Annotated in this window: 21 protein-coding genes; 10 read left to right on the plus strand and 11 right to left on the minus strand. The window is 65.2% G+C overall.

Going from position 1 to position 25,113, the window contains the following annotated elements; translation table 11 throughout:
- Nucleotides 1-35 precede the first annotated feature (35 nt).
- Nucleotides 36-2,126 carry an LTA synthase family protein gene (locus ACEQZD_RS07215; protein WP_370184728.1) on the plus strand — a complete coding sequence of 697 codons (2,091 nt, stop codon included), beginning with the start codon at nucleotides 36-38 and terminating at the stop codon, nucleotides 2,124-2,126.
- Between the two features lie 9 nt (nucleotides 2,127-2,135).
- Nucleotides 2,136-3,236 (plus strand): NAD(P)/FAD-dependent oxidoreductase, encoded by a 1,101-nt coding sequence (locus ACEQZD_RS07220; protein WP_370184729.1) that lies wholly within the window; start codon nucleotides 2,136-2,138, stop codon nucleotides 3,234-3,236.
- A gap of 259 nt (nucleotides 3,237-3,495) precedes the next feature.
- Here ACEQZD_RS07220 and ACEQZD_RS07225 read toward each other — a convergent pair whose 3' ends face one another.
- Together ACEQZD_RS07225 and ACEQZD_RS07230 are read right to left on the minus strand one after the other, a co-directional pair.
- Nucleotides 3,496-4,425, minus strand: coding sequence for an FAD-binding protein (locus ACEQZD_RS07225; RefSeq protein ID WP_335628946.1), 930 nt, complete (start codon nucleotides 4,423-4,425; stop codon nucleotides 3,496-3,498).
- The gene (locus ACEQZD_RS07230) at nucleotides 4,425-5,174 is read right to left on the minus strand and encodes an electron transfer flavoprotein subunit beta/FixA family protein (RefSeq protein WP_142948847.1); all 750 of its coding nucleotides are present in this window, start codon (nucleotides 5,172-5,174) and stop codon (nucleotides 4,425-4,427) included. Before ACEQZD_RS07230 ends, ACEQZD_RS07225 begins: the two co-directional genes overlap by 1 nt.
- A gap of 441 nt (nucleotides 5,175-5,615) precedes the next feature.
- On the opposite strand from ACEQZD_RS07230, the gene ACEQZD_RS07235 reads away from it, so the two are divergent.
- Nucleotides 5,616-7,271 carry an electron transfer flavoprotein-ubiquinone oxidoreductase gene (locus tag ACEQZD_RS07235; protein ID WP_142948848.1) on the plus strand — a complete coding sequence of 552 codons (1,656 nt, stop codon included), beginning with the start codon at nucleotides 5,616-5,618 and terminating at the stop codon, nucleotides 7,269-7,271.
- Nucleotides 7,272-7,507: 236 nt separating this feature from the next.
- Here the strand turns inward: ACEQZD_RS07235 and ACEQZD_RS07240 are convergent, their stop codons facing one another.
- Nucleotides 7,508-7,687 carry a hypothetical protein gene (locus ACEQZD_RS07240; RefSeq protein WP_214011721.1) on the minus strand — a complete coding sequence of 60 codons (180 nt, stop codon included), beginning with the start codon at nucleotides 7,685-7,687 and terminating at the stop codon, nucleotides 7,508-7,510.
- 151 nt (nucleotides 7,688-7,838) lie between these two features.
- Between ACEQZD_RS07240 and ACEQZD_RS07245 the strand changes: the two genes are divergently transcribed.
- On the plus strand, nucleotides 7,839-8,738 hold the full coding sequence (locus ACEQZD_RS07245; protein WP_142948850.1) for a LysR substrate-binding domain-containing protein: 900 nt from the start codon (nucleotides 7,839-7,841) through the stop codon (nucleotides 8,736-8,738).
- A gap of 18 nt (nucleotides 8,739-8,756) precedes the next feature.
- On the opposite strand, the gene ACEQZD_RS07250 is transcribed toward ACEQZD_RS07245, so the two are convergent.
- Both ACEQZD_RS07250 and ACEQZD_RS07255 read right to left on the minus strand, forming a co-directional pair.
- Entirely contained in the window at nucleotides 8,757-10,298 is a 1,542-nt protein-coding gene (locus ACEQZD_RS07250; protein WP_142948851.1) for a bifunctional GNAT family N-acetyltransferase/carbon-nitrogen hydrolase family protein, read from the minus strand.
- A 30-nt stretch (nucleotides 10,299-10,328) separates the two neighbouring features.
- Complete coding sequence (locus ACEQZD_RS07255) at nucleotides 10,329-10,703, minus strand: hypothetical protein (RefSeq protein ID WP_067606655.1); 375 nt, start codon at nucleotides 10,701-10,703, stop codon at nucleotides 10,329-10,331.
- Nucleotides 10,704-10,745: 42 nt separating this feature from the next.
- On the opposite strand from ACEQZD_RS07255, the gene cobB reads away from it, so the two are divergent.
- Together cobB and ACEQZD_RS07265 are read left to right on the plus strand one after the other, a co-directional pair.
- Nucleotides 10,746-11,474: a Sir2 family NAD+-dependent deacetylase gene (gene cobB / locus ACEQZD_RS07260; RefSeq protein ID WP_335628948.1), complete on the plus strand. Its 729-nt coding sequence runs from the start codon at nucleotides 10,746-10,748 to the stop codon at nucleotides 11,472-11,474.
- Nucleotides 11,475-11,547: 73 nt separating this feature from the next.
- Nucleotides 11,548-12,621 carry a 3-deoxy-7-phosphoheptulonate synthase gene (locus ACEQZD_RS07265; RefSeq protein ID WP_142948853.1) on the plus strand — a complete coding sequence of 358 codons (1,074 nt, stop codon included), beginning with the start codon at nucleotides 11,548-11,550 and terminating at the stop codon, nucleotides 12,619-12,621.
- A 125-nt stretch (nucleotides 12,622-12,746) separates the two neighbouring features.
- Here the strand turns inward: ACEQZD_RS07265 and ACEQZD_RS07270 are convergent, their stop codons facing one another.
- Both ACEQZD_RS07270 and ACEQZD_RS07275 read right to left on the minus strand, forming a co-directional pair.
- Nucleotides 12,747-14,951 carry a hypothetical protein gene (locus tag ACEQZD_RS07270; protein ID WP_370184730.1) on the minus strand — a complete coding sequence of 735 codons (2,205 nt, stop codon included), beginning with the start codon at nucleotides 14,949-14,951 and terminating at the stop codon, nucleotides 12,747-12,749.
- Between the two features lie 217 nt (nucleotides 14,952-15,168).
- A complete protein-coding gene (locus tag ACEQZD_RS07275) occupies nucleotides 15,169-16,026 on the minus strand; it encodes a peroxiredoxin (protein WP_142948855.1) in 858 nt (285 codons plus the stop codon).
- Between the two features lie 126 nt (nucleotides 16,027-16,152).
- Here ACEQZD_RS07275 and ACEQZD_RS07280 point away from each other — a divergent pair, with 126 nt between their 5' ends.
- Nucleotides 16,153-16,992: an ion transporter gene (locus ACEQZD_RS07280; RefSeq protein ID WP_194856436.1), complete on the plus strand. Its 840-nt coding sequence runs from the start codon at nucleotides 16,153-16,155 to the stop codon at nucleotides 16,990-16,992.
- On the opposite strand, the gene ACEQZD_RS07285 is transcribed toward ACEQZD_RS07280, so the two are convergent.
- Both ACEQZD_RS07285 and ACEQZD_RS07290 read right to left on the minus strand, forming a co-directional pair.
- Nucleotides 16,989-17,549: a DUF1285 domain-containing protein gene (locus tag ACEQZD_RS07285; RefSeq protein ID WP_142948857.1), complete on the minus strand. Its 561-nt coding sequence runs from the start codon at nucleotides 17,547-17,549 to the stop codon at nucleotides 16,989-16,991. The genes ACEQZD_RS07280 and ACEQZD_RS07285 overlap by 4 nt on opposite strands.
- A gap of 9 nt (nucleotides 17,550-17,558) precedes the next feature.
- Nucleotides 17,559-18,191 (minus strand): TetR/AcrR family transcriptional regulator, encoded by a 633-nt coding sequence (locus ACEQZD_RS07290; protein ID WP_194856435.1) that lies wholly within the window; start codon nucleotides 18,189-18,191, stop codon nucleotides 17,559-17,561.
- 134 nt (nucleotides 18,192-18,325) lie between these two features.
- Between ACEQZD_RS07290 and ACEQZD_RS07295 the strand changes: the two genes are divergently transcribed.
- Nucleotides 18,326-19,435 carry an aminotransferase class V-fold PLP-dependent enzyme gene (locus ACEQZD_RS07295; protein WP_370184731.1) on the plus strand — a complete coding sequence of 370 codons (1,110 nt, stop codon included), beginning with the start codon at nucleotides 18,326-18,328 and terminating at the stop codon, nucleotides 19,433-19,435.
- Between the two features lie 9 nt (nucleotides 19,436-19,444).
- Nucleotides 19,445-20,272 carry a hypothetical protein gene (locus tag ACEQZD_RS07300; RefSeq protein ID WP_194856433.1) on the plus strand — a complete coding sequence of 276 codons (828 nt, stop codon included), beginning with the start codon at nucleotides 19,445-19,447 and terminating at the stop codon, nucleotides 20,270-20,272.
- Here the strand turns inward: ACEQZD_RS07300 and ACEQZD_RS07305 are convergent.
- Nucleotides 20,252-21,832, minus strand: coding sequence for a trypsin-like serine protease (locus tag ACEQZD_RS07305; protein ID WP_372530068.1), 1,581 nt, complete (start codon nucleotides 21,830-21,832; stop codon nucleotides 20,252-20,254). The two genes, ACEQZD_RS07300 and ACEQZD_RS07305, sit on opposite strands and share 21 nt — an antisense overlap.
- 281 nt (nucleotides 21,833-22,113) lie before the next feature.
- A complete protein-coding gene (gene sodC, locus ACEQZD_RS07310; protein WP_142948862.1) occupies nucleotides 22,114-22,638 on the minus strand; it encodes a superoxide dismutase family protein in 525 nt (174 codons plus the stop codon).
- A 392-nt stretch (nucleotides 22,639-23,030) separates the two neighbouring features.
- On the opposite strand from sodC, the gene ACEQZD_RS07315 reads away from it, so the two are divergent.
- Nucleotides 23,031-25,112: a catalase gene (locus ACEQZD_RS07315; RefSeq protein WP_370184733.1), complete on the plus strand. Its 2,082-nt coding sequence runs from the start codon at nucleotides 23,031-23,033 to the stop codon at nucleotides 25,110-25,112.
- Nucleotide 25,113: the final 1 nt, after the last annotated feature.

Consider the following 25,113-nt stretch of genomic DNA (forward strand, 5'->3'; position numbering starts at 1 on the left):
CCTGAATTTCCTATCAACCTGACCCGGAGGCATACATGGGGTGGTGGAAGTCACGCCGGCTTCGTTTTCTGGCATCCAGCGTGGTGGCGCTGTTCGCACTGTTCGTGGTTATGAGAGCGGTGTTCTTCGCGTTCTTCTCCGAAGTGGGCGACACCGTGCAGGCGGATTCCGGCGACCTTTACCATGCCCTGGGCGTGGGGCTGCGCTTCGATCTGCGGCTGGCGTTGCTGATGGTGCTGCCCCTGGCGGTGCTGGCCTGGCTGCCGCGCTTTAATCTGGTGCGCTCGGCCCCGGTGCGGGTGCTGGGGCTGGTGTACATCACCCTGGCGGTGCTGGTCGTGGTGCTCACCTACATCCTCGACTTCGGCCATTACGTCTACCTGGGCGACCGGCTGAACGTGACCGCCTTCCGCTTCCTGGAAGACACCGCGATCTCCACCCGCATGGTCTGGGAAAGCTATCCGGTGGTGTGGATCACCCTGGGCTGGCTGGCCGTGACCGCGGTGATGGCGCTGATCTTCCGGGCGCTGGCGCGCCGTTTCCTGCTGCGCGCGCCGATGCCCATGGGCACCGGCAGCAAGTGGATCGGCGGCGTGGTGGTATTCCTCGCGCTGGTGTTCGGCCTGCTCGGCCGGGTCTCCGACATCAACCTGGAAAACCCGGTGCCGCTGCGCTGGAGTGACGCCTTCGCCTCCGGCAACAACGCGGTGGCGGCCCTGGGGCTCAACCCGGTGCTGTTCCTCTACGACACCACCCTGCTCAGCAGCGAGCCCTTCGACCGCGAGGCGGTGGAGAAATACTACCCGCTGATGGCGGACTTCCTGGCGCTGCCGGAGCAGGCCCGGGAGCCGCTGAATTTCGAGCGCAACGTGTCGGTCCAGCCGCACCGGCTGGACGTGGACCGGCCGCCGAACATCGTGGTGGTGATGCTGGAATCGCTGGGCGCCAGCCGCGTGGGCGCCTACGGCACACCGTTCGACCCCACCCCCAATCTCGACCGCATCGCCCGCGAAGGCTGGTTCTTCGAGCACTTCTACGTGCCGGTCACCGGCACCGCGAAAAGCATCTGGGCGTTTCTCACCGGCATCCCCGACGTGGCGCCGGAGGAGACCGCCAGCCGTAACCCGCTGATCGGCCACCAGCGCAACATCGTCAACCAGCTGGAGGGCTACCGGAAGCTGTACATGGTGGGCGGCAACGCCGGCTGGGCCAACCTGGAGGCGGTGCTCACGCGCAGCATCGACGGCCTGGAGCTCTACGAGGAAGGCGACTGGCAGTCGCCCAACGTGGACGTCTGGGGCATCTCCGACCTGAACCTGTTCAAGGAATCCCACCGGATTCTGGAGGCCCTGCCGTCGGACCAGCCGTTCTTCGCCTTTATCCAGACCGCCGGCAACCACCGTCCCTTCACCATTCCGGAGAACAACGACGACTTCGAAACCCGTTCGCCGCCGGAACAGGAACTCAACGCCAACGGCTTCCGCAATACCGCCCAGTACAACGCGGTGCGGCTGCTCGACTACAACGTGGGCCGCTACATGGACATGGCCCGGGAAAGCGATTACTTCGATAACACCATCTTCGTGTTCTTCGGCGACCACAACAATCGCATCACCACCCTCTCGCACATGCCGCCCTTCCAGGAACAACTGGGCCTGGAAAGCCACCATGTGCCGCACATGCTGTACGCCCCCGGCCTGCTGGAGCCGCGCCATGTGAAAGACGTGGTCAGCCTGGTGGACGTGATGCCGACCCTGGCCGGCATGCTGGGCATGGAATACCGCAACACCACCCTGGGCCGGGACATCCAGATGCCGGCCCCGGAGGGCGAACGCAGCGCCTTCGTGGTACTGCGCGAGGGCCCGGCGCCGCAGATCGGCATGGTCACCCGCGAGCACCTGGCGCGCCTCAACCACGACGGCGAAGCGGCCACCCTGCACGAGCTATACAGCGACGAGCCTGAGCAGGACCGGGCCGGCGACGACCCGGAAACCTTCCAGAAGCTGTTCGATCTGGCCCGGGGCACGTACGAGACCTCCCGCTATCTGTTCTACGACAACGCGGTGAACGATGGCAAAGGCGAGAAAGCGGCCTCCGGAGACGTTGAACCGGAAGGGGCACAGTAAGGCCAGGCCATGTCCTTGCCGCTGGAAGAAACCGGCTGCGTGGTGATCGGCGCCGGCGTCATCGGTCTGGCGGTGGCCCGGCGCCTGGCCCGGGCCGGCCAGGCGGTGGTCGTTCTGGAGGCGGAAGCCCACATCGGCGAGCATCTTTCCTCGCGCAATAGCGAAGTGATCCACGGCGGGCTCTACTACCCGCCCGGCTCGCTGAAAGCGGAAACCTGCCTGCGCGGCAAGGCGCTGCTCTACGAGTACTGCGCCGCCCGGGGCATCGCCCACCGCCGCTGCGGCAAATGGGTGGTGGCCAGCCCCGGCCAGACGGGAGCTCTCGAGGACTTGCACGCCAACGCCCGCGCCGCCGGCGCCGAGGGGCTCAGCCTGGTGAGCCGCGAGCGGCTGCGCCGGGAGGCGCCCTGGCTGCGCGCGGAGCAGGCGCTGGAGAGCGCCACCAGCGGCATCGTCGACAGCCACGGCCTGATGGCCAGTCTGGCCGCGGAAGCGGAAAACCACGGCGCGGTGATCGCCCTGCGTCACCGGGTGACGCATATCGACTGCCGGCCGGGGCGTTTCACCCTCACCGTGGAAGGCCCGGACCAGCCTTTCCAGCTGCGCGCGGAGCGCCTGATCAACGCCGCCGGCCTCGGCGCGGTGCCTCTCACCGGCCTGATGGACGGGTTGCCGGAAAAGCACCGGCCGGAACAGCGCTTCGCCAAGGGGCACTACTTCAAGCTGCGCGGCAAACAGCCCGCCGAGCGGCTGATCTATCCCCTGCCCGACGCCGACGGCCTGGGTGTCCACCTGACTCTGGATCTGGCCGGCGGCGCCCGTTTCGGGCCCGACGTGGAGTGGGTGGACCGGCCGGACTACCGGGTGGACGAAAGCCGACGGGAAAGCTTCGAGCAGGCGGTGCGGCGCTACTGGCCGGGCCTGCCGGCGGGCGCGCTGCAGCCGGACTACGCCGGCGTGCGCCCCAAGCTGTGGCTGAACGGCGCGCCCTACCGGGACTTTCTGATCCAGGGCCAGGGCGAGCACGGTATTGAAGGCTTGATTAACCTGCTCGGCATTGAATCGCCGGGGCTTACCGCCGCCCTGGATCTCGCGGAACGAGTGACATAACTCTGGAAGGCGCCTTGTAGGAGCGGGCCCAGCCCGCGAAAGGGAGCGAAGCTCCCGGCAGGATCCCAGAGGTCTGTCTAACGGCAGCACCAACAACGTCTCTGGAATCCTGCGGGGCAACCTTTGCCGGGTGGCTGGAAGCCACCCTTTCGCGGGCGGGGCCCGCTCCCACAGCCCGCCCCCACCTCCACAAATTTCGGGCATAAAAAAAGCCCGGCGCGAAGGCCGGGCTTTTTCTTGATACCGATGTCACATCGGATCAGAGCTTGCTGTCGAGCTCCGGAACGGCCTCGAAGAGATCCGCCACCAGGCCGTAGTCCGCCACCTGGAAAATCGGGGCTTCCTCGTCCTTGTTGATGGCAACGATCACTTTGGAGTCCTTCATGCCGGCCAGGTGCTGAATCGCACCGGAGATGCCCACCGCCATGTACAGCTGGGGTGCGACGATCTTACCGGTCTGACCCACCTGCATGTCGTTGGGTACGAAGCCGGCGTCCACGGCGGCGCGGGACGCACCGACGGCGGCGCCCAGCTTGTCGGCCACCTTGTACAGAATCTCGAAGTTGTCGCCGTTGCCCATGCCGCGGCCACCGGAAATCACGATGTCGGCACTGGTCAGCTCGGGACGGTCGGACTTGGCCAGCTCTTCGCTGACGAAGCTGGACAGGCCGCTGTCTTTCACCACGTCCAGGTTTTCCACGGACGCGGAGCCGCCTTCCGCCGCCACGCCGTCGAAGGAAGTGCCACGCACGGTGATCACTTTCTTCTCGTCGGCGCACTTGACGGTGGCGATGGCGTTACCGGCGTAGATCGGACGACGGAAGGTGTCGCCGTCAACCACGTCGGAGATCTCGGAGATCTGGGCGACGTCCAGCAGCGCGGCCACACGCGGCGCGAAGTTCTTGCCGGTGGTGGTGGCGGCGGCCAGGATGTGCTTGTAATCGGCGCCCACTTCGGCGACCAGCTCGGCGATGTTCTCGGCCAGCTGATGCTCGTAGGCGTCGTTGTCGGCGCACAGTACCTTGCTCACGCCTTCCGCCTTGGCGGCTTCCTCGGCCACGGCGCCGCAGCCTTTGCCGGCGACCAGCACGGTGATGTCACCGCCGATTTCCTTGGCGGCGGCGAGAACGCTCAAAGTAACCTTGTTGAGCGTGGCGTTGTCGTGTTCGGCGTAAACTAAAACACTCATCAGATCACCTTCGCTTCGTTCTTCAGTTTCTCGACCAGCTCGTCCACGGAGCCCACCATAACGCCCGCCTTGCGCTCGGCCGGTGTTTCCACCTTCTCGATGGTCACGCGGGGGGTCATATCAACGCCCAGATCAGCCGGGGTTTTAACGTCCAGCGGCTTCTTCTTGGCTTTCATGATGTTGGGCAGGGAAGCGTAGCGCGGCTCGTTGAGACGCAGGTCGGTGGTCACCACCGCCGGCAGTTTCAGTTCCACGGTCTGCAGGCCGCCGTCGATTTCACGGGTCACCTTGACCTTGCCTTCTTCCACGTTCACTTCAGAGGCGAACGTGCCCTGGGGCATGCCGGTCAGAGCAGCCAGCATCTGGCCGGTCTGGTTGTTGTCATCGTCGATGGCCTGTTTGCCGAGGATCACCATTTCCGGCTTTTCCTCTTCAACGATGGCTTTCAGCGCCTTGGCGATGCCCAGCGGCTGAATCTCTTCATCGGTTTCCACCAGGATGGACCGGTCGGCGCCCAGCGCCATGGCGGTGCGCAGCTGTTCCTGAGCGGCTTTGGGGCCGATGCTGACAGCGACGATTTCGGTCACGACGCCTTTTTCTTTCAGGCGTACCGCTTCTTCCACGGCGATTTCGCAGAAGGGGTTCATGGCCATTTTCACATTGGCGAGATCAACGCCAGAGTTGTCCGCCTTCACGCGAACCTTAACGTTGTAGTCAATGACTCGCTTGATGGGTACAAGAACCTTCATAGGATCCTCGGAATCTTCCACTTGGTGACTGAAGTCGCTTCCGTCCGGGGGCTGCCACAAAGCAGGGTTTGGAAGCCCACCGTGCCTTGTGGCAACCCGCCCGAATACTCGCTTTCACCAGTACTTAATAAGGACGGAAACGATGAAAGAGGCGAGACGACGCCGAACGCCGGGGCCCCGCGCGAGAGCCGGTATCTTGAACGCTGCCCCCCGGCAGGTCAATAGGCCGAAGTCGGGTAAGCGGATGATTTTGCTGCCAATTGTGTCGTTGTTTCATGACCCGCCGGTCGCCGATATCCTTGTAAATCAACCACCTGGCAAGGGATAATCCAAACAAGTGTTTGAATCGGCGTGAAAGTCGATTCCGAAAAGTGGTGCGATATGGAGGATGCCTTTATACTCCGCGCCACCCCAAGAGAACCGAAAGCTAGGAGACAGGCTGTGGAACGCGAATCTATGGAAGTCGACGTCGTCATCGTCGGCGCCGGTCCGTCCGGTCTGGCAACCGCATGCCGCCTGGGTCAAATCGCCCAGGAAAGCGGTCAGGAACTCAGCGTCGTGGTGGTGGAGAAAGGCTCTGAAGTAGGCGCCCATATCCTCTCCGGCGCGGTATTCGAGCCGCGCGCGCTTAACGAGCTGTTCCCCAACTGGAAAGAACTCGGCGCCCCGCTGAACACCGAAGTCGGCGGCGACGAAATCTTCTACTTCACTGGCGCCGAGAAAGGCTCCAAGGTGCCCAACCCGTTCGTGCCCAAGACCATGCACAACGAGGGCAACTACGTTATTTCCCTGGGCAACCTGTGCCGCTGGCTCGCCGAACAGGCGGAAGGCCTCGGTATCGAAGTGTTCCCCGGCTTCGCCGCCACCGAAGTGCTTTATAACGAGGACGGCTCGGTGAAAGGCATCGCCACCGGCGATTCCGGCATCGACCACAACGGCGAGAAGAAGCCCAGCTACACCCCCGGCATGGAGCTGCACGCCAAGTACACCGTGTTCTCCGAAGGCTGCCGCGGCCACCTGGGCAAAGGGTTGATGGAAAAATTCAACCTGCGCGAAGGCGTCGATCCCCAGCACTACGGTCTGGGCATCAAGGAACTGTGGGAAATCGATCCGGCCAAGCATCAGCAGGGCCTGGTGGTGCACACCGCCGGCTGGCCGCTGAGCGAATCCGGTTCCCACGGCGGTGGCTTCCTGTACCACATGGAAGACAACCAGGTGACCCTGGGTCTGATCACCGACCTGGGTTATTCCAACCCGCACGTTTCACCCTTCGATGAAATGCAGCGCTGGAAAACCCACCCGGAAATCAAAAAATTCCTGGAAGGCGGCAAGCGCGTCAGCTACGGCGCCCGGGCCATCGCCAAGGGCGGCCTGCAGTCCCTGCCGAAGATGACCTTCCCGGGCGGTCTGCTGGTGGGCTGTGACGCCGGCACCCTGAACTTCGCCAAGATCAAGGGTAACCACACCGCCATGAAGTCCGGCATGATCGCCGCGGAAGTGATTTCCAAGGCCATCAAGGACGGCCGTGGCAGCGACGAGCTGACCGAGTACAAGAGCCAGTTCGAGAGCAGCTGGGTGTTCGAAGAGCTGCACACGCAGCGCAACTTCGGCCCGGCCCAGCACAAGTTCGGCAACCTGCTGGGTTCCGCCTTCGCGTTCGTGGACCTCAACATCCTCAACGGCAAGATGCCGTTCACGATGCGGGACACCACCCCGGACCACGACACCCTGAAGCCGGCGGATCAGTGCAAGAAAATCAGCTATCCCAAGCCGGACGGCAAACTGACCTTCAACAAACTGGATTCGGTGTTCCTGTCCAACACCAACCATGAAGAAGATCAGCCCTGCCACCTGACGCTGAAGGACCCCAGCGTGCCGATCGAGTACAACCTGCCCAAGTACGACGAACCGGCGCAGCGCTACTGCCCGGCGGGCGTGTACGAAGTGGTCGAGGACGAAAGCACCGGTGACAAGCGCTTCCAGATCAACGCGCAGAACTGTGTGCACTGCAAGACCTGCGACATCAAGGACCCCACCCAGAACATCCACTGGGTGGCGCCGGAAGGCACCGGCGGCCCGAATTACCCGAACATGTAATTCGGCGGGCTCAATCGCAACAAGAAAGGCGCCTTAACGGCGCCTTTTTTGTGGGAACGGGGCTGTGCAAGCAGGCCTGGTGGGAGCATCTTGTGGGAGCGGGCCCCGCCCGCGAAAGGGAGCGAAGCTCCCGGCGGGATACCAGAGGCCTTTATGGACCCACCGTCTAAGCTCTCTGGAATCCCGCCGGCCGGCTTTGCCGGCCTTTCGCTTGCAAGCAAGCTCCCACAAGTCGCCTAATGCTGGCCGGTCGGGCGCGACCGGCGCAGTGCGGCCGCCTGACGACGCTCGGCGCGCTGCCGCCACCATTTCTGGACGCGGCGCTCAAAGGCGTTGAGCAGGCCCAGCGGCGGCATCGCCGGCATGTACAGCTGCGGATCCGGGTAGCCGCGTTGGATTCCTTGCTTCTGTTTCATCGCTCTCTCCTTCATAACGCTCTCCTTGAAAGGTCGCCGACCGGGCACCGCCCCGGCCTATGGGAGAAAGCATGCAGGCTTCACATTGTTAACTCCAACGAAAAGAATTACATTACCCGTTCAGAAATATTGAACGATCGGAGAGCCCGCCATGACCGTCGCCAAGGCCCGGCCGGAGAACGCCTCGCTGCCCCTTCTCGACACCGACACCCTGCGTACCTTCGTGGCCATCGCCGAGAACGGCAGCTTCACCCGCGCCGCCCACCAGGTGTTCCGCACCCCTTCGGCGTTGAGCATGCAGATCAAACGCCTGGAGGAGACCCTGGGCCAGAGCCTGTTCATACGCGAGGCGCGCCGGGTGTCCCTGACGCCGGAGGGCGAAGTGCTGCTCGGCTACGGGCGCCGGCTGCTCAAGCTCAACGAGGAAGCGGTGGGCCGGTTTCTGGCGCCGTCCCTGGAAGGCAGCGTGCGCCTGGGCACGCCGGACGATGTGGGCACCCGGGTGCTGCCCCAGGTGCTGACCCGCTTCGCGCGCTCGCACCCGGCGGTGCAGGTGAACGTCAACGCCGGGCGCAGCGTCGACCTGCTGAAACGGCTGGACGACGGCGAGCTGGATCTGGCGCTGGTGACGCTGGGCCACAGCGACCTGAGCGCCAAACGCGGCGAGGTGGTGCACACCGAGCCGCTGGTCTGGGCCGGCCGCGACGGCGGCGTGGCGGTGCAGCGCTCGCCGCTGCCGCTGTCATTGGCCAACCACGGCTGTGCCTGGCGGGAAATGGCGCTGGGCGCGCTGGATAAGGCGGAAATCAGCTACCGGGTGGCCTACAACAGCGAACACTGCGCCGGCCAGGAGGCGGCCATGCTGGCCGACCTGGCGGTGGCGCCCTTCCCCGCCAGCCTGGTGCAGCCACCGCTGCGCGTGCTGGGCCCGGAAAACGGCCTGCCCGCCCTGGGTGATTACCAGATCGCGCTGGTACGCCGCGACGGCTCCGGCCCCGCCGCCGAGGCGCTGGCGGAACAGGTGGTGCAAACCTTCCGCGAGCGGCGCTGACACGCGCCGCCCCGGAACTCAGGGGTCGAGCTCTTCCTTGCCCTTCCAGACCAGGCTGTACAGGTCCTTGCGGCGGTCACGGATATTGGTGACCGAGCCTTCGCTGTGCAGCAGCTTGAGCTTTTCCAGGTCGATGTCGGCGAACAGCAGCATCTCGGTGTTGGGCACCGACTCGCTGATGGTGCCGTCGTGGGGGAAGTAAAAATCACTGGGCGAGAACACCGCGGACTGGGCGTACTGAATGTCCACGTTGTCGACGCGCGGCAGGTTGCCGACGCTGCCGGAAATCGCCACGTAGCATTCGTTTTCGATCGCCCGCGCCTGGGCGCAATGACGCACCCGCAGATAGCCGTTCTTGGTGTCGGTCCAGAACGGCACGAACAGAATCTCCATGCCCTGCTCGGCGAGCAGCCGGCCCAGCTCCGGGAATTCCACGTCGTAGCAGATCAGAATGCCGATGCGGCCGGCGTCGGTGTCGAAAATACGCAGGCCGTCACCGCCCTGGATCGCCCAGTCCTTGCGCTCGTGGGGGGTGATGTGAATCTTCTTCTGCTGCTCCACCGAGCCGTCGCGGCGCATCAGATAGGCGACGTTATAAATGCGCCCGTCCTCTTCCAGCGGCATGGAGCCGCCGATGATGTTGATGTTGTAGCTCACCGCCATGTCCGCCATGGCGTCGCGGATTTCCTCGGTGAAGCTGGCCAGGTATCGCACCGCTTCCACGGAATTGAGGTCGGTTTTGAGGCCCATCAGCGGCGCGCTGAAGAATTCCGGCAACACGGCGAAATCGGCCCGGTAATCGGACAGCGAATCGATGAAGAACTCCACCTGGCTGAGCAGGTCTTCCACCGAGCGCGCGCTGCGCATGCGGCGCTGCACCACGCCCAGGCGCACCACCGAGCGGCGCGGCCAGTCGCCGTCGTCCTCCGGCTGATAGAGGATATTGTCCCACTCCAGCAGGGTGGCGTAGCCGCGCGAGCTTTCGTCCTCGGGCAGGTACTTCACCAGCAGGCGCTTGACGTCGAAACCGTTGGAGAGCTGGAAGGTCAGAATCGGATCGTAAATGGTGCGGGCTTCCACTTCGGCGATGTACTCGGTCACCGTCATCTTGTCCGCGTAGTTGGTGTAGCCGGGCAGACGGCCGCCGGCCAGAATCGCCCGCAGGTTTTCTTCCCGGCACAGATCCTTGCGCGCCTCATAGAGCCGCCGGCCCAGGCGGTAACCCCGGTACTCCGGGTCGACGAACACGTCCAGGCCGTACAGCGCATCGCCCTTGCGGCTGTGCGAGCGCACCTTGTCGTCGGTGATCAGGTCTTCGTAGCGGTGCGGGTTGGAGAACCGGTCGTAGCTCACCTTTACCGTCAACGCCGTGGCGATCAGCGTGCCGTTGTCCTCGATCACCAACTGCCCTTCCGGGAACAACCGGATCAGGGTGGCAATGGTTTCCTCGGGCCAGGCACCGCCGATGTCGTGGTACACCTGATCCATCAACCGGGCCAGCGCCGGGTAGTCTTCCAGGGTCAGTTGCCGCAGACGCAGGCGAGTGCTTTCTTCAGCCATGGATCTCTCCAGTGAAGGAACCGGCGGTTCCTAGGAATTAAGGGGTGGAAACGGGATTACCCACTGGCAATCACGGTTGTGCAGCGCATCCAGGCTGCTAGCGTACAGCGCCACACCATCCGGGCGTATGAACATGGCGGCGCCGGAACGCAGGCCGATAAAACCGGACACCTGCTCGACCACATAGCCGTCCGGCTCTTCGAACTCGCAGCGCAGCGCCTCGGGAATCGGCTCGTAGCCGACCAGACCATTGGCGAGCGGGTCTTCCACGGCGCGCCGGTCACGGTACAGACCCACCGCGTCGGCGCCGATCAGCAGCACCATGCCCTGGTGGAAATGCAGCAAATTGACAGGTCCCCGGGCCGGCAGGGAAAGTGTTTCCTGCCTTGAGATGATGGTATCCATAACACTCCACGGTAACGAAGAAGACAGGCGGAGGCAGCAGCCATGCAGGAAAGGATTGTAATACTTACCGGCGCCGGAATCTCGGCGGAATCCGGTATCAATACGTTTCGCGACGCCGGCGGCCTGTGGGAAAACCACCGCATCGAGGACGTGGCCACCCCGGAAGCCTTCCAGCGCGATCCGCATGGCGTGCAGAGTTTTTACAACCGGCGCCGTGAACAGTTGCGCGACCCGGCGATCCAGCCCAATGCCGCCCACCGGGCCCTGGCCGAGCTGGAGCAGGCGCTGCCCGGCCAGGTGCTGGTGGTGACCCAGAACGTGGACGACCTGCACGAGCGCGCCGGCAGCCGGAACGTCATCCACATGCACGGCGAGCTGCTCAAGGCGCGCTGCCAGAGCACCGAGACACTGGTGCCCGCCGACCGCGATCTGGACCCGGCCCTGAGCTGCACCGTGTGCGGCGCCGCCGGCTGCCTGCGCCCCCATGTGGTGTGGTTCGGTGAAATGCCCCTGGAGATGGAGCGCATCTACGCCACCCTGGCCGGCTGCGAGCGCTTTATCAGCATCGGCACCAGCGGCAACGTCTACCCGGCCGCCGGCTTCGTGGCGGAAGCGCGGGCCAGCGGCGCGCACACCACCGAACTCAACCTGGAGCCCTCGGAGCAGCTCACCGCGTTCCACGAACACCGTCACGGGCGCGCCACCGAGCTGGTGCCCGCCTATGTCCGCGAACTGCTCAGCGATACCAGCGCCACTCTATCCCGGCAATAGGCTGATTCCTGCAACGGATTCGGCTAGACTGCCAAAATCCGTCGACACCGAAATAACAGGCATAGCCAGACTCATGAGCCAGAAGCAATTAGACGATCTCAACATCGAATCCCAGGAGGTGCTGATCACCCCCCGGGCCCTGAAGGAAAAGCTGCCGCTCAGCGAAGCGGCGGCGGAAACCGTATTCCAGGGTCGCCAGCAGATCCGCGACATCCTCGACCGCAAGGATCCGCGCCTGTTCGTGGTGATCGGCCCCTGCTCCATCCATGACCCGAAAGCGGCCATGGAATACGCCGAGCGGCTCAAGAAGCTGGCCGCCGAGGTGGACGACGCCCTGTTTCTGGTACTGCGCGTGTACTTCGAAAAGCCGCGCACCACGGTGGGCTGGAAGGGTCTGATCAACGACCCTTACATGAACGACTCCTTCAAAGTGCAGGACGGCCTGCACATTGCCCGCAAGCTGCTGCTGGACGTGGCCGAGCTGGGCCTGCCGGCGGCCACCGAGGCGCTCGACCCGACCACCCCGCAGTACATGCAGGATCTGATCTCCTGGTCGGCGATCGGCGCACGCACCACCGAATCCCAGACTCACCGGGAGATGTCCTCCGGCCTGTCCGGCCCGGTGGGCTTCAAGAACGGCACCGACGGCAGCCTGGACGTGGCGGTCAACGCCATGCTCAGCGTCAAGCACCCGCACCGTTTCCTGGGCATCGACCCGGACGGCCGGGTGGCGCTGACCACCACCAAGGGCAACCCCTACGCCCATGTGGTGCTGCGCGGCGGCGGCGGCAAACCCAACTACGATTCGGTGTCCGTGGCCCTGGCGGAGAGCGCTCTGGAGAAAGCCGGCGTGTCCACCAACATCATGGTGGATTGCTCCCACGCCAACTCCAACAAGGACCCGAACCTGCAGCCGCTGGTGATGGAAAATATCGGCAACCAGATTCTGGAAGGCAACAAGTCGATTGTCGGCCTGATGGTGGAATCCCACCTCAAGGGCGGCAACCAGAAGCTGCCGGCCAATCTGGACGATCTGGAATACGGCGTGTCGGTGACCGACGGCTGCATCGCCTGGGACACCACCGAGCAGAGCATCCGCGATCTCGCCGACAAGGTGCGCGACACCCTGCCCCGCCGGAATCAGTAGCCAGCCTTTCGCTTGCAAGGCAAGCTGCCACAAAAAAAGCCCCGGCCGAATGGCCGGGGCTTTTTTGTTTTCGGGGACCGGCCCCCGCCGCGAACGGCGGGACACCGATCAAACCGTGGTTGCCGTTACGGCGCCAGACCGCCGAGCAGGTCCTGGAGCTGGCTCAGGCTACCGCCGGCTTCCATCAGGCAGTCCAGCGGCGTGGTCGGACCCACTTCGTCTTCCAGTGCCAGCGGGCAGATCTGCGCCAGGCCGTCGCTCAAACCCGGGATTTCCGGGATGCCGCCGGTGCCGCCGTCGCCACCGGGGGCGCCGGGCAGGTTGCCCAGGGCTTCGGTGAAGCAGGCCGCCGGATCAAGCTGCTCGGCGCCGGAGGCCGCCGGGCACAGCGCGTCGGTGAGCGGGTTGCTGCCGCCCAGGCCACCCAGCAGGTCGGTGAGACCGCCCAGGTTCTGGCCGGCTTCGGTGAGGCACTCCAGCGGGGTAGTCGGGCCGATTTCGCCGGCACCGGCTTCCGGGCACAGCTGCGCCAGGCCATCGCTCACACCGGGAATTTCCGGTACGCCGCCGCCGTCGCCGCCACCGGGCAGGCCGGGCAGACCGCCGCCCAGGGCTTCGCTCAGGCACGCCGCCGGGTCCAGCTGCTCGGCCGCGGACGCGGTCGGGCATACGGCTTCGGTGAGCGGGTTGCTGCCGCCCAGGCCGCCGAGCATGTCCTGGATGTTGCCCAGGTTCTGGCCGGCTTCGGTCAGACACTCGATCGGGGTGGTCGGGCCGATTTCACCGGCACCGGCTTCCGGGCACAGCTGGCCCAGCAGCTGCTCACCGCCGGGAAGTTCCGGGGTGCCGCCGTCACCGCCGGGCAGCGGCACGCCGCCGGGCAGACCTTCCAGGGCTTCCATGAAGCAGGCCGCCGGATCCAGACCTTCCTCGGACGTCACCGGGCACAGGGCGTCGGTCAGCGGGTTGCCGCCTTCCAGACCACCGTCGGCGAGACCGCCGAGCAGACCTTCCAGGTCGCCGAAGCCGCCGCCCAGTTCCAGCAGGCAGTCGAACGGCGTGGTGGGGCCGATTTCCTCGCCCGCGGCCACCGGACAGATTTGCTCCAGAGCCATGCCGGCGCCGGGAATCTGCGGGGAGCCACCACCCGGTGCGGAGGGCAGCTGACCGGCCGCTTCGGTGAAGCAGGCCGCCGGGTCAAAGCTTTCCGCCGTGGCGGCGGTCGGGCACAGGGCTTCGGTGAGCGGGTTGCTGCCACCGAGGCCGCCGAGCAGGTCTTCGAAACCGCCGAAGCTGCCGCCGGCTTCCGCCAGACAGTCGATCGGGGTGGTCGGGCCGACTTCGGCTTCCAGGGTCTCCGGGCAGATGCCGGACAGCGCGTCGGTCAGCTGATCCAGACCGGGAACGTCCGGCGTGCCGCCGTCGCCACCGTCACCGCCGCCGGGCAGACCGGGCAGATCACCCAGACCGGGCAGGCCGGGCATGCCGCCACCGCTCACGGCTTCCTCGAAACACACCACCGGGTCCACGCGCCCGGTGCCGGCTTCCAGCGGACAAACGGCGTCGGTGAGCGGGTTCGGGTTGGTGATCATGTCGACAATGGTGATGTAGACACGGCTGGCTTCGTTGAGACAGTTCAGCGGGGTCTCCGGGCCGACGCCGGCACCGGCGCTTTCCGGGCAGAACTGGTTCAAGAACTGGTCGGCACCGGGTACGCTGCCGCCGCCTTCACCGCCGCCGGGCAGGCCGGGCAGGCCGCCATTGGCGCCGCCGGTCACTTCCGCGAAACAGGTGGCCGGGTCAAAGGACGGCTCGGTGGCCGCCACCGGGCACAGCTGCTCGGTGATCGGGTTGCTGCCGCCGATCAGCTCCTGCAGGCCGTCCAGGTTGGTGGCCGATTCCTGCAGACAGGCGATCGGGAACGACAGCGGGCCGTCGGTCAGGAAGCCGGCCGGATCGTCGAACCCTTCGGTGAAGGCCGCCGGGTCGAAGGCGCCTTCCAGATCGAACGAGGACGCCGCGGTGGGACAGAACTGAGCGACCACGTCGGTGGGATCCGGCGCGCCGCCTTCGGATTCTTCGCTTTCTTCGACGCAAAGAACCGGATCAAGCGGCGTGCCGGCGGCCCCTTCCGAGGTCTCCGGGCAGAATTCTTCGGTAAAGGCGTTGGACTCGTCCACGACCGCCGCCATTTCTTCCGGCAGGTCACGGGTTGAGGGCGTCGGCGAATTGCCGGAGACGTCACCGCCCCCGCTGCTTCCGCCGCCGCAGGCGGTCAGCAGCAGCGCGAGCACGCCACCACCGATGAGATGTTTGATGTTGGTATCCAAGGTTTACCCCTCCCTTTTTACTTCTTAGTCGCTAGGCCCCCGAAATGGAGACTGACTTTGCGACTATGGAAGGGGTGTGCAAAGCGATGCATATTCACGCCGTTGCGGGTATGTAATAAAGCGTAGCGGTGGTAATCGAACGGTTATCCGGCGCGATTCCCGGAAACCTTTGTTTACCGGAGAGGCGCCCGAGGGTACGGCCGTGCCAGCACCGCGTCTAGCGCGGGGCCGGCACCATGGTGTCCAGCACGCGAAGGAAGGTGGCGGGTTCCGGGCGCACCCGGTAATTGTCGGCCAGGTCCACGTAGCAGATCTCGCCCCGGGCGTCGGTGATCAAAACCGTGGGCAGCACCGTGTCCGAGGGGTAGCCGAACAGCTCCAGACCCAGGGGCGTGCCACCCGGGTCGAGGATGCGCAGTTGCCGGGCGGCGTCCAGCTGCGGGTCCACCCACCACTCCATCGGCACGCCCAGGCGGGCGGCAAGCCGCCCGGTCCGGGCGCCGGGCTGAGCGCTGACCAGGATAATGCGGGCACCGCGCCGTTCCAGTTGCGGGCGACGCCGGGCCAGCTCGCGCACCTGGGCCATGCACACCGGGCACCAGTTGCCACGGAAAAACAGCATTACCGCCGGCGCCCCGTGCAGCGAGGTGGTGGACACCGGCCGCCCCTCCAGATCCCGGAACGCCAGCGGTGGCAGCAACTGGCCGGGCCGCGGGCCGTCGGCGGCGTCGCGCTGCAGGGGGCTGTACCAGAACAGGTAGGCGCAAAGGCCGAGCAGGCCCAGGCCGGTGTACAACCAGGCCAGCCAGCGGGGATCGCCGAGCGACAAGGTGCCCAGCAGGGTCACCGCCGCGCCCAGCCAGGCGCACAGGGTGGCCAGCGGCAAATGCGGGCTGGTGCGCGCCGGCCCCAGGCTGACCAGCCAGCCCAGCAACACCAGAATCGGCACGTTGACCAGCAACGGGCCGGCCCACAGCCAATGCCGGTCCTGCCAGCCCAGCCACAGGGCATGGGCACAGATAAACAACGAGGCGAATGGGTACAACGAAATGAACAACGCTTTGACGCGCGCCATGATCCCCCCTCAAGCGGTGCGGTACAGCAGACGGCTTTTTATTCGTATATAAAACAGAGACTAAGTGGTCAACGGACGATGGACAAGACAGAATAGCGTTCTCGCAATGTCCCGGCCCGAGGTTCCATGAGTTCGGATTCCGTTTCCCTGCGCGATCGCTGGCGCCACATCATTTTCGGCACCGATACGCCGGCAGGGCAATATTTTGATCAGCTGCTGATCGTCGCCATTCTCGCCAGCGTCGCGGCGGTGATGCTCGACAGCGTGCAATCCATCCATCAGCAATACGGCACCTGGCTGTACGGCGCGGAATGGTTCTTTACGCTGCTGTTCACCTTTGAGTACATGATCCGCCTGTGGGTCAGCGACCGGCCGCTGCGTTACGCACGCAGCTTTTTCGGGGTGGTGGACCTGCTGTCGATCATTCCCACCTACCTGAGCCTGTTTCTGCCGGGCGCCAACTACCTGCTCACCATCCGCGCGCTGCGCGTATTGCGGGTGTTCCGGGTGCTCAAGCTGGCCCACCTGATGACCGAGGCCAACGAGCTCGGCGCCACCCTGGTGCGCACCCGCCGCAAGATCGGCATCTTCATGTTCTCGGTGGTGATCGTGATCATCATCTTCGGCAGCCTGATGTATCTGGTGGAGGGGCCGGCCAACGGTTTCACCAGCATTCCACGCAGCATCTACTGGGCCATCGTCACCATCACCACGGTGGGCTACGGCGATATTTCACCGCAAACCTCGCTGGGCCAGGCGGTGGCGTCCATGGCGATGATCACCGGTTACGCCATCATCGCCGTGCCCACCGGCATCGTCACCGCGGAAATGTCCAAGGCGAGCATGGCCCGGCGCTACGAGCGCGAGTGCCCCAACTGCCACCGCCATGACCATGATCCGGACGCCCGCTTCTGCAAGCAGTGCGGCACCGGCCTGCCCAAGCCCGGGCAGGAAGACGCGGGCTAGAGCGCGCCGAGCTCGAAGGTTTCGCCGTCGGAATCCACCACCAGACGGGCGCCGCCGCCCTGCTCTTCGCGGCGCGCCCAGTCCACCAGCTGGTAGAAGATATTGCGTGAGATGAGCGCTTCCAGGTTGTCGCGCACATGCACGTAGGGCGCCGGCTCGCCGCTGTCGGCGTCGGTCTCCACCCGTAATGGATGGCGCGCGCCCGCCACCACATGGGTCCCCACATTGGTGGTGAACACCAGCTTCTCGCGGTCGCCGTCGGTGACGCGCTCCACGTCGGTGGCGACAAAGGGGGCGTCATCCACCTTGATGCGCAGCTTTTCCACCGGCGTGACCAGAAAATAATCGTCGCCTTCGCGCAGCAGAATGGTGGAGAACAGCTTGACCATGCGCTCGCGCTGAATCGGCGATTCCTGGTAATACCAGGTGCCGTCGCGGGCGATGCGCATATCGATATCGTCCTGGCGTTCCGGCTGCCATTTGTGTACCGGGGGCAGCCCCTGTTCGTCCTGGTCGGCTTTTTCCAACAGCGCCAGTAATTCCTCGGCTTTGCTCATCGAAGTTCCTTATTTGCCGCGCTGGCCCTTGTTGCCCATGCGGATGCCGATCTCGATCAGGAAATCGAGAAAGTCGTCCTTGTCCTCGATCAGGCGCTGATAGAACGGCGACTGCATCAACGCAACGGCGCCGTGCGCCAGAGCCCAGGCGGAGCAGATATGGTAGATGGCGGGCACCGGCTCCAGGGAACCTTCCTGGATGCGGGCCTCGACGATGTGGTTGAGCTTCTCGAAATTGGCTTCGCGGATGCGGTGCAGTTTGTCCACCAGCTCCGGCACCGCGTGATCCTTGATCACTTTGTTTTCCAGCCGGTCGAACAACTGGTAGCGGGCCGGATCGCTGATCCGGAAGCGGAAGTATTCGCGCGCCAGGGTTTCCTTGTCGTCGGACTCGGAGATGTCCTGGAACAGCGACGCCAGATCCTCCTCGTAACGAAGCATCAACAGCAGGTAGATCTGGTTCTTGGTCTCGAAGTGCTTGTAGATGGTGCCCTTGCCAATGCCCACCCGGTCGGCGATGTTCTCCACCGTGACGCGGTCTTCGCCCTGCTCCAGAAACAGAATCAGTGCGGCGTCCAGAATTTCCTGCTCGCGCTGCCGGAATTCCTGTGCCTTACGCGTGGCTTTTTCCAAGTCACCCATCTACATCTCCTCGTCTGCCGCGGACCACGGCGGATTTCCCCGATCTAGCCGGGCTAGATTAACATAACCACGTCCTCTGCACGTTACCTCCAGGGCGGTTACAATCAAGTGAGATTTCTGGAGGAGCGCTGGCAATGGTCGACCTGAAAGCGGAATTTCCGTTGCACCACGACGTGCTGTATCTCAACCACGCCGCCGTGGCCCCCTGGCCCCGCCGTACCCGCGACGCGGTGGTCGCCTTCGCCGACCAGAATATCCAGGTGGGCGCCCGGGACTACCCGCAATGGGCGCGCGTGGAGCAACGTCTGCGCGACCGTCTCGGTTGGTTGATCAACGTCGAGCCGGCGGACGTGGCGCTGCTCAAGAACACCTCCGAAGGGCTGTCGGTGATCGCCCAGGGGCTCGATTGGCGGGCCGGCGACCAGGTGGTGATCAGCGATCAGGAGTTCCCGTCCAACCGGATTCCCTGGCAGGCCCTGGCCGACCAGGGCGTCGAGGTGGTGGAAGTGGACGTGAGCGGCCCGGACGCCGAGCAGCGGGTGATCGACGCGATCGGCGAACGCACCCGGCTGGTATCGCTCTCCTCGGTGCAGTACGGCAGCGGCATCCGCCTGAACCTGGCGCCGATCGGCCGGGCCTGCCGGGACAGCGGCGTGCTGTTCTGCGTGGATGCGATCCAGAGCCTGGGCGCGGTGTGCTTCGACAGCGGCAAGGTGTACGCGGACTTCGTGGTCGCCGACGGCCACAAATGGATGCTCGGCCCGGAGGGGCTGGCGCTGTTCTACTGCCGGCCGGCGGTGCGCGAGCGCCTGCGGCTGCGGCAATTCGGCTGGCATATGATCGCCAACGCCGGCGACTACAGCCAGACCGGCTGGCGGGTGGCCGAGGACGCACGCCGCTTCGAATGCGGCAGCCCGAATATGCTCGGCGCCCATGCCCTGGACGCGTCCCTCTCTCTGTTTCAGGAACTGGGCATGGACACCGTGGCCCAGGCCCTGGCGGAGCGAATCAGCTATCTGGACAGCGCCCTGCGCGAACGCGGCGCCGAGGTGCTCAGTCCGCCGCAGACGGAGCGGCGCGCCGGCATCGTCACCTTCCGGCTGGCCGACGAGGCCCCCGCGGACACCCGGGCGCGGCTGCAGGCCGGCGGCGTGGTGTGCGCGGAACGGGGCGGCGGCGTGCGCTTCTCGCCGCACTTCTATACTGACTATTCGGTCATGGATCGCGCGGTGGCGCTACTGTAGGATCACGCCATGAATTCCCAGCGACTCTACCAATGGCTCTGTGAACGTCTCCAGCGGCAACCGGACCACTCCGACTGGCCGCTCGGCGACCTGGAAAGCCAGCGCGCCCAGCTGCGCCCCTGCGATGTGCTGCTGGTGGACGGCGACAGCCCTTTGGACCGCCGTCTGAAGGTGCTCACCGGCAGCCGCTTTTCACGGGTGCTGCTGTACATCGGCCGTCCCCATGAAGTGGCGGACCCGGCCCTGCGCTCGCTGCTGGCGGATTACCTGCCCTGCCGGCCGGACACCCAGCTGGTGCTGGACGCCAGCCTGGAGCGCGGGCTCTGCGTTCGCGACCTGAGCAATCTCCACGATCTGCACCTGCGGGTCTGCCGGGCGCAGAATCTGTCCGAGGCGGAATGCCAGGACGCCTTGCGCTTCGCCATCAGCCGCGTGGGCACCGGCACCCAGCACACCTGGAGCACGCTGGCGCTGCTGTGGTTGCTGCCCTGGCGCACCCTGGCGCGCCACGCCCGCCGGCGGCTGCTCAACCGCTGGGCCAACGACCTGTTGCGGGCCATCACCGGCACCGCCGTGGGCGAGGCCTTCGCCTTTATCCAGTTTCCGGTGCACCCGCTGGTCAAGGAACCCGGCGACGCGGGGACCCGGCTGCTGCGCCTGCAGCCCCGGGTGTTCCACGCCGCCGACTTCGATCACTCGCCCTACTTCGATGTGATCAAGGCGCCCTACCTGCTCGACAAAGTGCCCACCGGCTTCGGCGCCCTGCCCTGGAAAGGCAACGCCGGCGCCCTGGCGCCGGAGCAGCGTAAACGTCACTTATCCGTGGTGGACGGCTAGCCCCGGCCGCCGCCCGCCGCGCGCCAGACCCGCCAGCACCAGCAGAGCCAGCCAGCCCCAGCCACCGGCACCGCCGCCGCCACCGCCGCCACCGGACCCGCCGGTGTCGCCGCCACGGCTGCTTTCCTGGCCGGCCGCCGCCGGCGTCACGAAGGCGCGGGTATCGCCGGACGGGAAATCACCGTTGGCGGCGCCCGCGTCCAGGAACACCCGGCCGCTGCCCTCGCCGGTCAGCGTCAGGCTCAGGGTGCGGCTTTCGCCGCGCGCCAGGTCGCCCAGGTCGCAACGCACCGGCTGGGTGTCGGTGCAGCCCGCGGGCAGGCTGTCGTAATCCCAGCCGGCGGGCACCTGGAAGCTCGCCCAGGCGTTATAGGCGTCGCGGTGCTGCGCCTGGTTGGTGATCTCCGCGCGGACCGAAACGGTGCCGCCGCTACGGGTGGCGGTGGCTTCCAGCGTCATATCCGGCACATCGCTGAACACCGGTGAGAACTGCTCGGTGTCGGCGCTGTAATAGTCGTGGCTGTCGCTGATCGGGGTCACCGTGACCCGGTCGGTGAAGGTGCCGCCGTGGGTGGGGGTCAGCCACAGGCGGTGGCTGTTGCTGACCGCGCCGGTGGACAGTTCCGCCGCGCCCAGGCAATCGGTGTAGCCGCCGCGGGCGGTGCACTGCAGATCGTCGGCGCTGACCCGCAGGCCGGCCTTGTGGTGGACCCGGATGCCCACCTGGCGGGCGTCGTTGACCTGGCTCAGGTTGCTGACCCGGGTGTCCATGGACAGCGCCCGCCCGGGGCCGGTGTAGAGGCTTTCGCCCTCGGATTCGCTGTGCAAATCCACCATGGCGCCGGAGGAGGTGCTCTCGATCCAGCCCAGATAGGCGCTCACCCGGGTGTAGACCGCCGGCACGCCGGACGCGCACCGCTCGGTGCCGTAGCTGGTGACGCCCACCAGCCAGGTGCGCCCGTCCTGCTGGAAGATCAGCGGCCCGCCGCTGTCGCCCCGGCAGGTGTCCTGGTTGGTACCGTTCACCGGGTTTCTCTCGGCGGCGCAGATCTGTCCGGAGGTGAGACTGTTCCAGTAGGTGCCGCACTGCTGCGGCGACACGTAATCCAGACCGGCCTGCTGCAGGGTGTCGGACATGCTGCTGGTTTCGGTCTGCCCCCAACCCAGCGCCACCAGGGCCTCGTCCGAGGAACCGGCGCGCAACGCTTTCATCTCGTCCGCCTTGGCCAGGTCCAGGGGCTCCAGCCGGGAGGCCGAGGACAGCTCAAGCAGGGCCAGGTCGTTGTGGTACACGCCGGTGCGGTAGTGCTCGTGCACGCGCACCGAGCGCACCGCCAACCGTTCCGGGGCCTGCTCATGGCGATTCAGGTGCCCGAGGGAGACATACAGGTCGCTGGCGGCGTAGTCGTCCACGCAGTGCGCGGCGGTGAGCACCCAGCGCGGCGCCACCAGGGCGCCGCCGCAGCGGGTGTACCCGTAACTGGCGCCGCCGATCTCGATTTCCGCCATCCAGCTGCGCGCCGTGGGGACCGGGTCCCCACCGATGATACGCGGCGTCATGGTGTCGTCCGCGCCGAACGCCACGCCGGAGAGAAGCCCTGAAGCCACAATGAATGAGATTATAAGATTACGCATAGCCCGACCCGCCTAGTGTTAAGTTCGTACTCTGCGGATACTAGGTCACGCTTAGTGGCGATTACTAGAGTAGTTGGATGATATCAGTACGACATCATTCTTATTTGTGACTCAACGCATAGGTAATTCGTGCCCTAACGCACAAAAAAACACCGGGCTGAGCCCGGTGTTTTCGGTTCTGGTAGGAAAAAAGGGTGAAAAGCGTACTAGTCGGCGACCACGCCGCAGGCCATACGCGGTCCGCCGCCGCCCAGAGGTTTGGGCTGATCGCTGTAGTTGTCGCCGCCGGCGTGCACCATCACCGCGCGGCCTTTCAGGTCGTCCATCTCCAGCCGGGGTGCGAGAACCGGCAGGGTGGCGCGGCCCTCATCGTCCACGTACAGCGCCGGCAGGTCGCCCAGGTGGCCGTCGCCCCAGGGGGTGCCGTGGCGGCCGCTGTTGTCCGGGTCGAAATGGCCGCCGGCGGCCAGGGCCGGCACCGTGTCGCCGTCCTTCTCGCCGGGCTGGCAGGTGGGGTTCTGATGAACGTGGAACCCATGGATGCCCTCGTCCAGATCCTTCAGATCCGGCGTGAACACCAGGCCGTATTCGCTCTCGGTGACGGTGACCGTGCCGACACTGTCACCGGGGCCTTCGTCGGTGGCTTCGTGCAGGGTGATGGTGGTGGCCGCCTGGGTGGTGCCGGCAACGGCGCCGGCGAACAGAGCGAGTAACAGGTGTCGATTGCGCATAGTCATGCCTTCCTTGTGTCGTCGATGGTTGATCACACTGTCACATCCTAGTCATCCGTGGACACGCATTTAAAGCGAAACCGTCACCCTGGTTCTGAAAGCGCACAGGTTTTACGGTTTTTCCCTGTTTTTTACGTTCCTGGTCGGGTCATCTTTAAGTGCCAGCTCCAAGGCCTCAATAGCGCCACGAACTTCTTAGTTATTCCCCTCATAAGCGCCTTTCTTATTTCATAAAAGTATCGAACCTTCACTTTCACAAGTTTCCTGGAATGAAGAGACCGGCGGACACCGCTGTTTTACCGGGTGCCGCCGCCGTGAGCGTCTTGTGAAGTTTTCACTCCCGGGCCTAGGCTTGAAGCCAGCAAAGGATTGAACACCACCCAGGAGGCAACATGGCCAAGAAGGCAGCCAAGAGCGACCGGAAAACCGTTAAAGGAAATGGCGGAGAAACCCACCAGACCGCCGGGGGCGAAGTGCCCACCCTGACCACCAAGCAGGGCGTGCCGGTGGCCGACGACCAGAACACCCTCACCGTCGGCGAGCGCGGCCCCGCCGCCCTGGAAGACTTCCACTTTCGCGAGAAACTGTTCCACTTCGATCATGAGCGCATTCCCGAGCGCGTCGTGCACGCGCGCGGGTTCGCGGCGCACGGCTACTTCGAGAACTACGCGCCGCTGAACAAACTGACCCGCGCCGGATTGTTCCAAAAAAAGGGCCAGCGCACGCCGGCGTTCGTGCGTTTTTCCACGGTGGCCGGCAATAAGGGCTCCGGGGATCTGGCGCGCGACGTGCGCGGCTTCGCCGTAAAGCTGTACACCGAGGAGGGCAACTGGGACATCGTCGGCAACAACATTCCGGTGTTCTTTATCCAGGACGCGATGAAGTTCCCGGACCTGATCCACGCCGCCAAGCAGGAACCGGACCGCGGCTTTCCCCAGGCGCAGACCGCCCACGACAATTTCTGGGACTTCATCTCGCTGACCCCGGAAAGCATGCACATGGTCATGTGGATTATGTCCGACCGCACCATCCCGCGTTCCCTGCGTTTCATGGAAGGGTTCGGCGTGCACAGCTTCCGCATGGTCAACGCCAAGGGCGAGTCCACCTTCGTGAAATTCCACTGGAAGCCCAAACAGGGCATGCAGTCGGTGGTCTGGAACGAAGCTCTGAAAATCAACGGCGCCGATCCGGATTTCCATCGCCGGGACATGTGGGGCGCGATCGAATCCGGCGACTACCCGGAGTGGGAACTGGGCCTGCAGATTTTCGACGAAAAGTTCGCTGAAAAATTCGATTTCGACGTGCTCGACCCCACCAAGATCATTCCCGAGGAAGAAGTGCCGGTGACCCCGGTGGGCCGCCTGGTATTGAACCGCAACGTGGACAACTTCTTCGCCGAAACCGAGCAGGTGGCCTTCTGTACGCAGAACATCGTGCCGGGCATTGATTTCACCAATGATCCGCTGCTGCAAGGCCGCAACTTTTCCTACCTGGATACCCAGCTCAAGCGTCTCGGCGGCCCCAACTTCACCCATATTCCGATCAACGCGCCCAAGTGCCCCTATCACACCCTGCAGCAGGACGGGCACATGGCGATGGAGAACCCCAAAGGCCGCGCCAACTACGAGCCCAATTCCTGGGGCGGTGCCGAAGGCGGCCCGCGCGAAAACCCGCAGCGCGGTTTCCACAGCTACCCGGCCGAGGAAGCGGGCACCAAGCAGCGCCTGCGCCCGGAAAGCTTTTCCGACCATTACAGCCAGGCCCGTCAGTTCTTTATCAGCCAGACAGAGGTGGAACAGGACCACATCACCGACGCCCTGGTGTTCGAACTGAGCAAGGTGGACACCGTGGCGATTCGCGCGCGCATGGTGTCGCACCTGCGCAACATCGACGAAGACCTGGCCAAGGGCGTGGCCAAGGGTCTGCGGCTGAGTCCGCTGCCGCGCGCCGCCGACGCCGCGCGGCCCACCCGCCAGGACCTGAAGGCGTCGCCGGCACTGAGCATTCTGCTTAACCAGCCGGAAACCTTCTCCGGCCGCAAGATCGGCGCACTGGTCAGCGACGGCGCCGACGCCGCCCTGCTCACCGCGCTGGAGAAAGCGGCCAAGAAAGAAGGCGCCAAGGTGGCCTATGTGGCGGCCTCCGTGGGCGGCGTGAAACTCAGCGACGGCAGCTGGCTGGAAGCCGACGAAAAAATCGACGGCGGCCCCTCGGTGGTGTTCGACGCGGTGGCGCTGGTGCTCTCGGAAAAGGGCGCCCGCGAACTGGCGGCGATGCCCCCGGCCCGTGACTTCGTCAGCGACGCGCTGGCGCACAAGAAGTTCATCGGCTTCACCGAGGAAGCGGTGGCACTGCTCGGCCTGTCGGGCCCGGACGACGCCGGCGCGGAAGGGCTGGTGCCGCTGGACAAGGCCGGCGACGCCGCCCGCTTCCTGACCCTGTGCCGGAACCTGCGTTGCTGGACCCGGGCCTGAC

Origin of the sequence: Alloalcanivorax sp., from assembly GCF_964221125.1 — a bacterium.
In the GTDB taxonomy this organism is placed as follows: Bacteria; Pseudomonadota; Gammaproteobacteria; order Pseudomonadales; family Alcanivoracaceae; genus Alloalcanivorax; species Alloalcanivorax venustensis.

Bases quoted from the DNA above. Each gene is read 5' to 3' on its own strand.
- ACEQZD_RS07245 (WP_142948850.1), top strand. From the start codon at position 7,839: ATGACCGTCGCCAAGGCCCGGCCGGAGAACGCCTCGCTGCCCCTTCTC.
- ACEQZD_RS07290 (WP_194856435.1), bottom strand. From the start codon at position 18,191: ATGGGTGACTTGGAAAAAGCCACGCGTAAGGCACAGGAATTCCGGCAG.
- ACEQZD_RS07255 (WP_067606655.1), bottom strand. From the start codon at position 10,703: ATGGATACCATCATCTCAAGGCAGGAAACACTTTCCCTGCCGGCCCGG.
- ACEQZD_RS07285 (WP_142948857.1), bottom strand. From the start codon at position 17,549: ATGAGCAAAGCCGAGGAATTACTGGCGCTGTTGGAAAAAGCCGACCAG.
- ACEQZD_RS07225 (WP_335628946.1), bottom strand. From the start codon at position 4,425: ATGAGTGTTTTAGTTTACGCCGAACACGACAACGCCACGCTCAACAAG.
- ACEQZD_RS07295 (WP_370184731.1), top strand. From the start codon at position 18,326: ATGGTCGACCTGAAAGCGGAATTTCCGTTGCACCACGACGTGCTGTAT.
- sodC (WP_142948862.1), bottom strand. From the start codon at position 22,638: ATGCGCAATCGACACCTGTTACTCGCTCTGTTCGCCGGCGCCGTTGCC.
- ACEQZD_RS07305 (WP_372530068.1), bottom strand. From the start codon at position 21,832: ATGACGCCGCGTATCATCGGTGGGGACCCGGTCCCCACGGCGCGCAGC.
- ACEQZD_RS07220 (WP_370184729.1), top strand. From the start codon at position 2,136: ATGTCCTTGCCGCTGGAAGAAACCGGCTGCGTGGTGATCGGCGCCGGC.
- ACEQZD_RS07275 (WP_142948855.1), bottom strand. From the start codon at position 16,026: ATGGCGCGCGTCAAAGCGTTGTTCATTTCGTTGTACCCATTCGCCTCG.
- ACEQZD_RS07240 (WP_214011721.1), bottom strand. From the start codon at position 7,687: ATGAAACAGAAGCAAGGAATCCAACGCGGCTACCCGGATCCGCAGCTG.
- ACEQZD_RS07215 (WP_370184728.1), top strand. From the start codon at position 36: ATGGGGTGGTGGAAGTCACGCCGGCTTCGTTTTCTGGCATCCAGCGTG.
- ACEQZD_RS07315 (WP_370184733.1), top strand. From the start codon at position 23,031: ATGGCCAAGAAGGCAGCCAAGAGCGACCGGAAAACCGTTAAAGGAAAT.
- ACEQZD_RS07250 (WP_142948851.1), bottom strand. From the start codon at position 10,298: ATGGCTGAAGAAAGCACTCGCCTGCGTCTGCGGCAACTGACCCTGGAA.
- ACEQZD_RS07265 (WP_142948853.1), top strand. From the start codon at position 11,548: ATGAGCCAGAAGCAATTAGACGATCTCAACATCGAATCCCAGGAGGTG.
- ACEQZD_RS07230 (WP_142948847.1), bottom strand. From the start codon at position 5,174: ATGAAGGTTCTTGTACCCATCAAGCGAGTCATTGACTACAACGTTAAG.
- ACEQZD_RS07280 (WP_194856436.1), top strand. From the start codon at position 16,153: ATGAGTTCGGATTCCGTTTCCCTGCGCGATCGCTGGCGCCACATCATT.
- cobB (WP_335628948.1), top strand. From the start codon at position 10,746: ATGCAGGAAAGGATTGTAATACTTACCGGCGCCGGAATCTCGGCGGAA.
- ACEQZD_RS07300 (WP_194856433.1), top strand. From the start codon at position 19,445: ATGAATTCCCAGCGACTCTACCAATGGCTCTGTGAACGTCTCCAGCGG.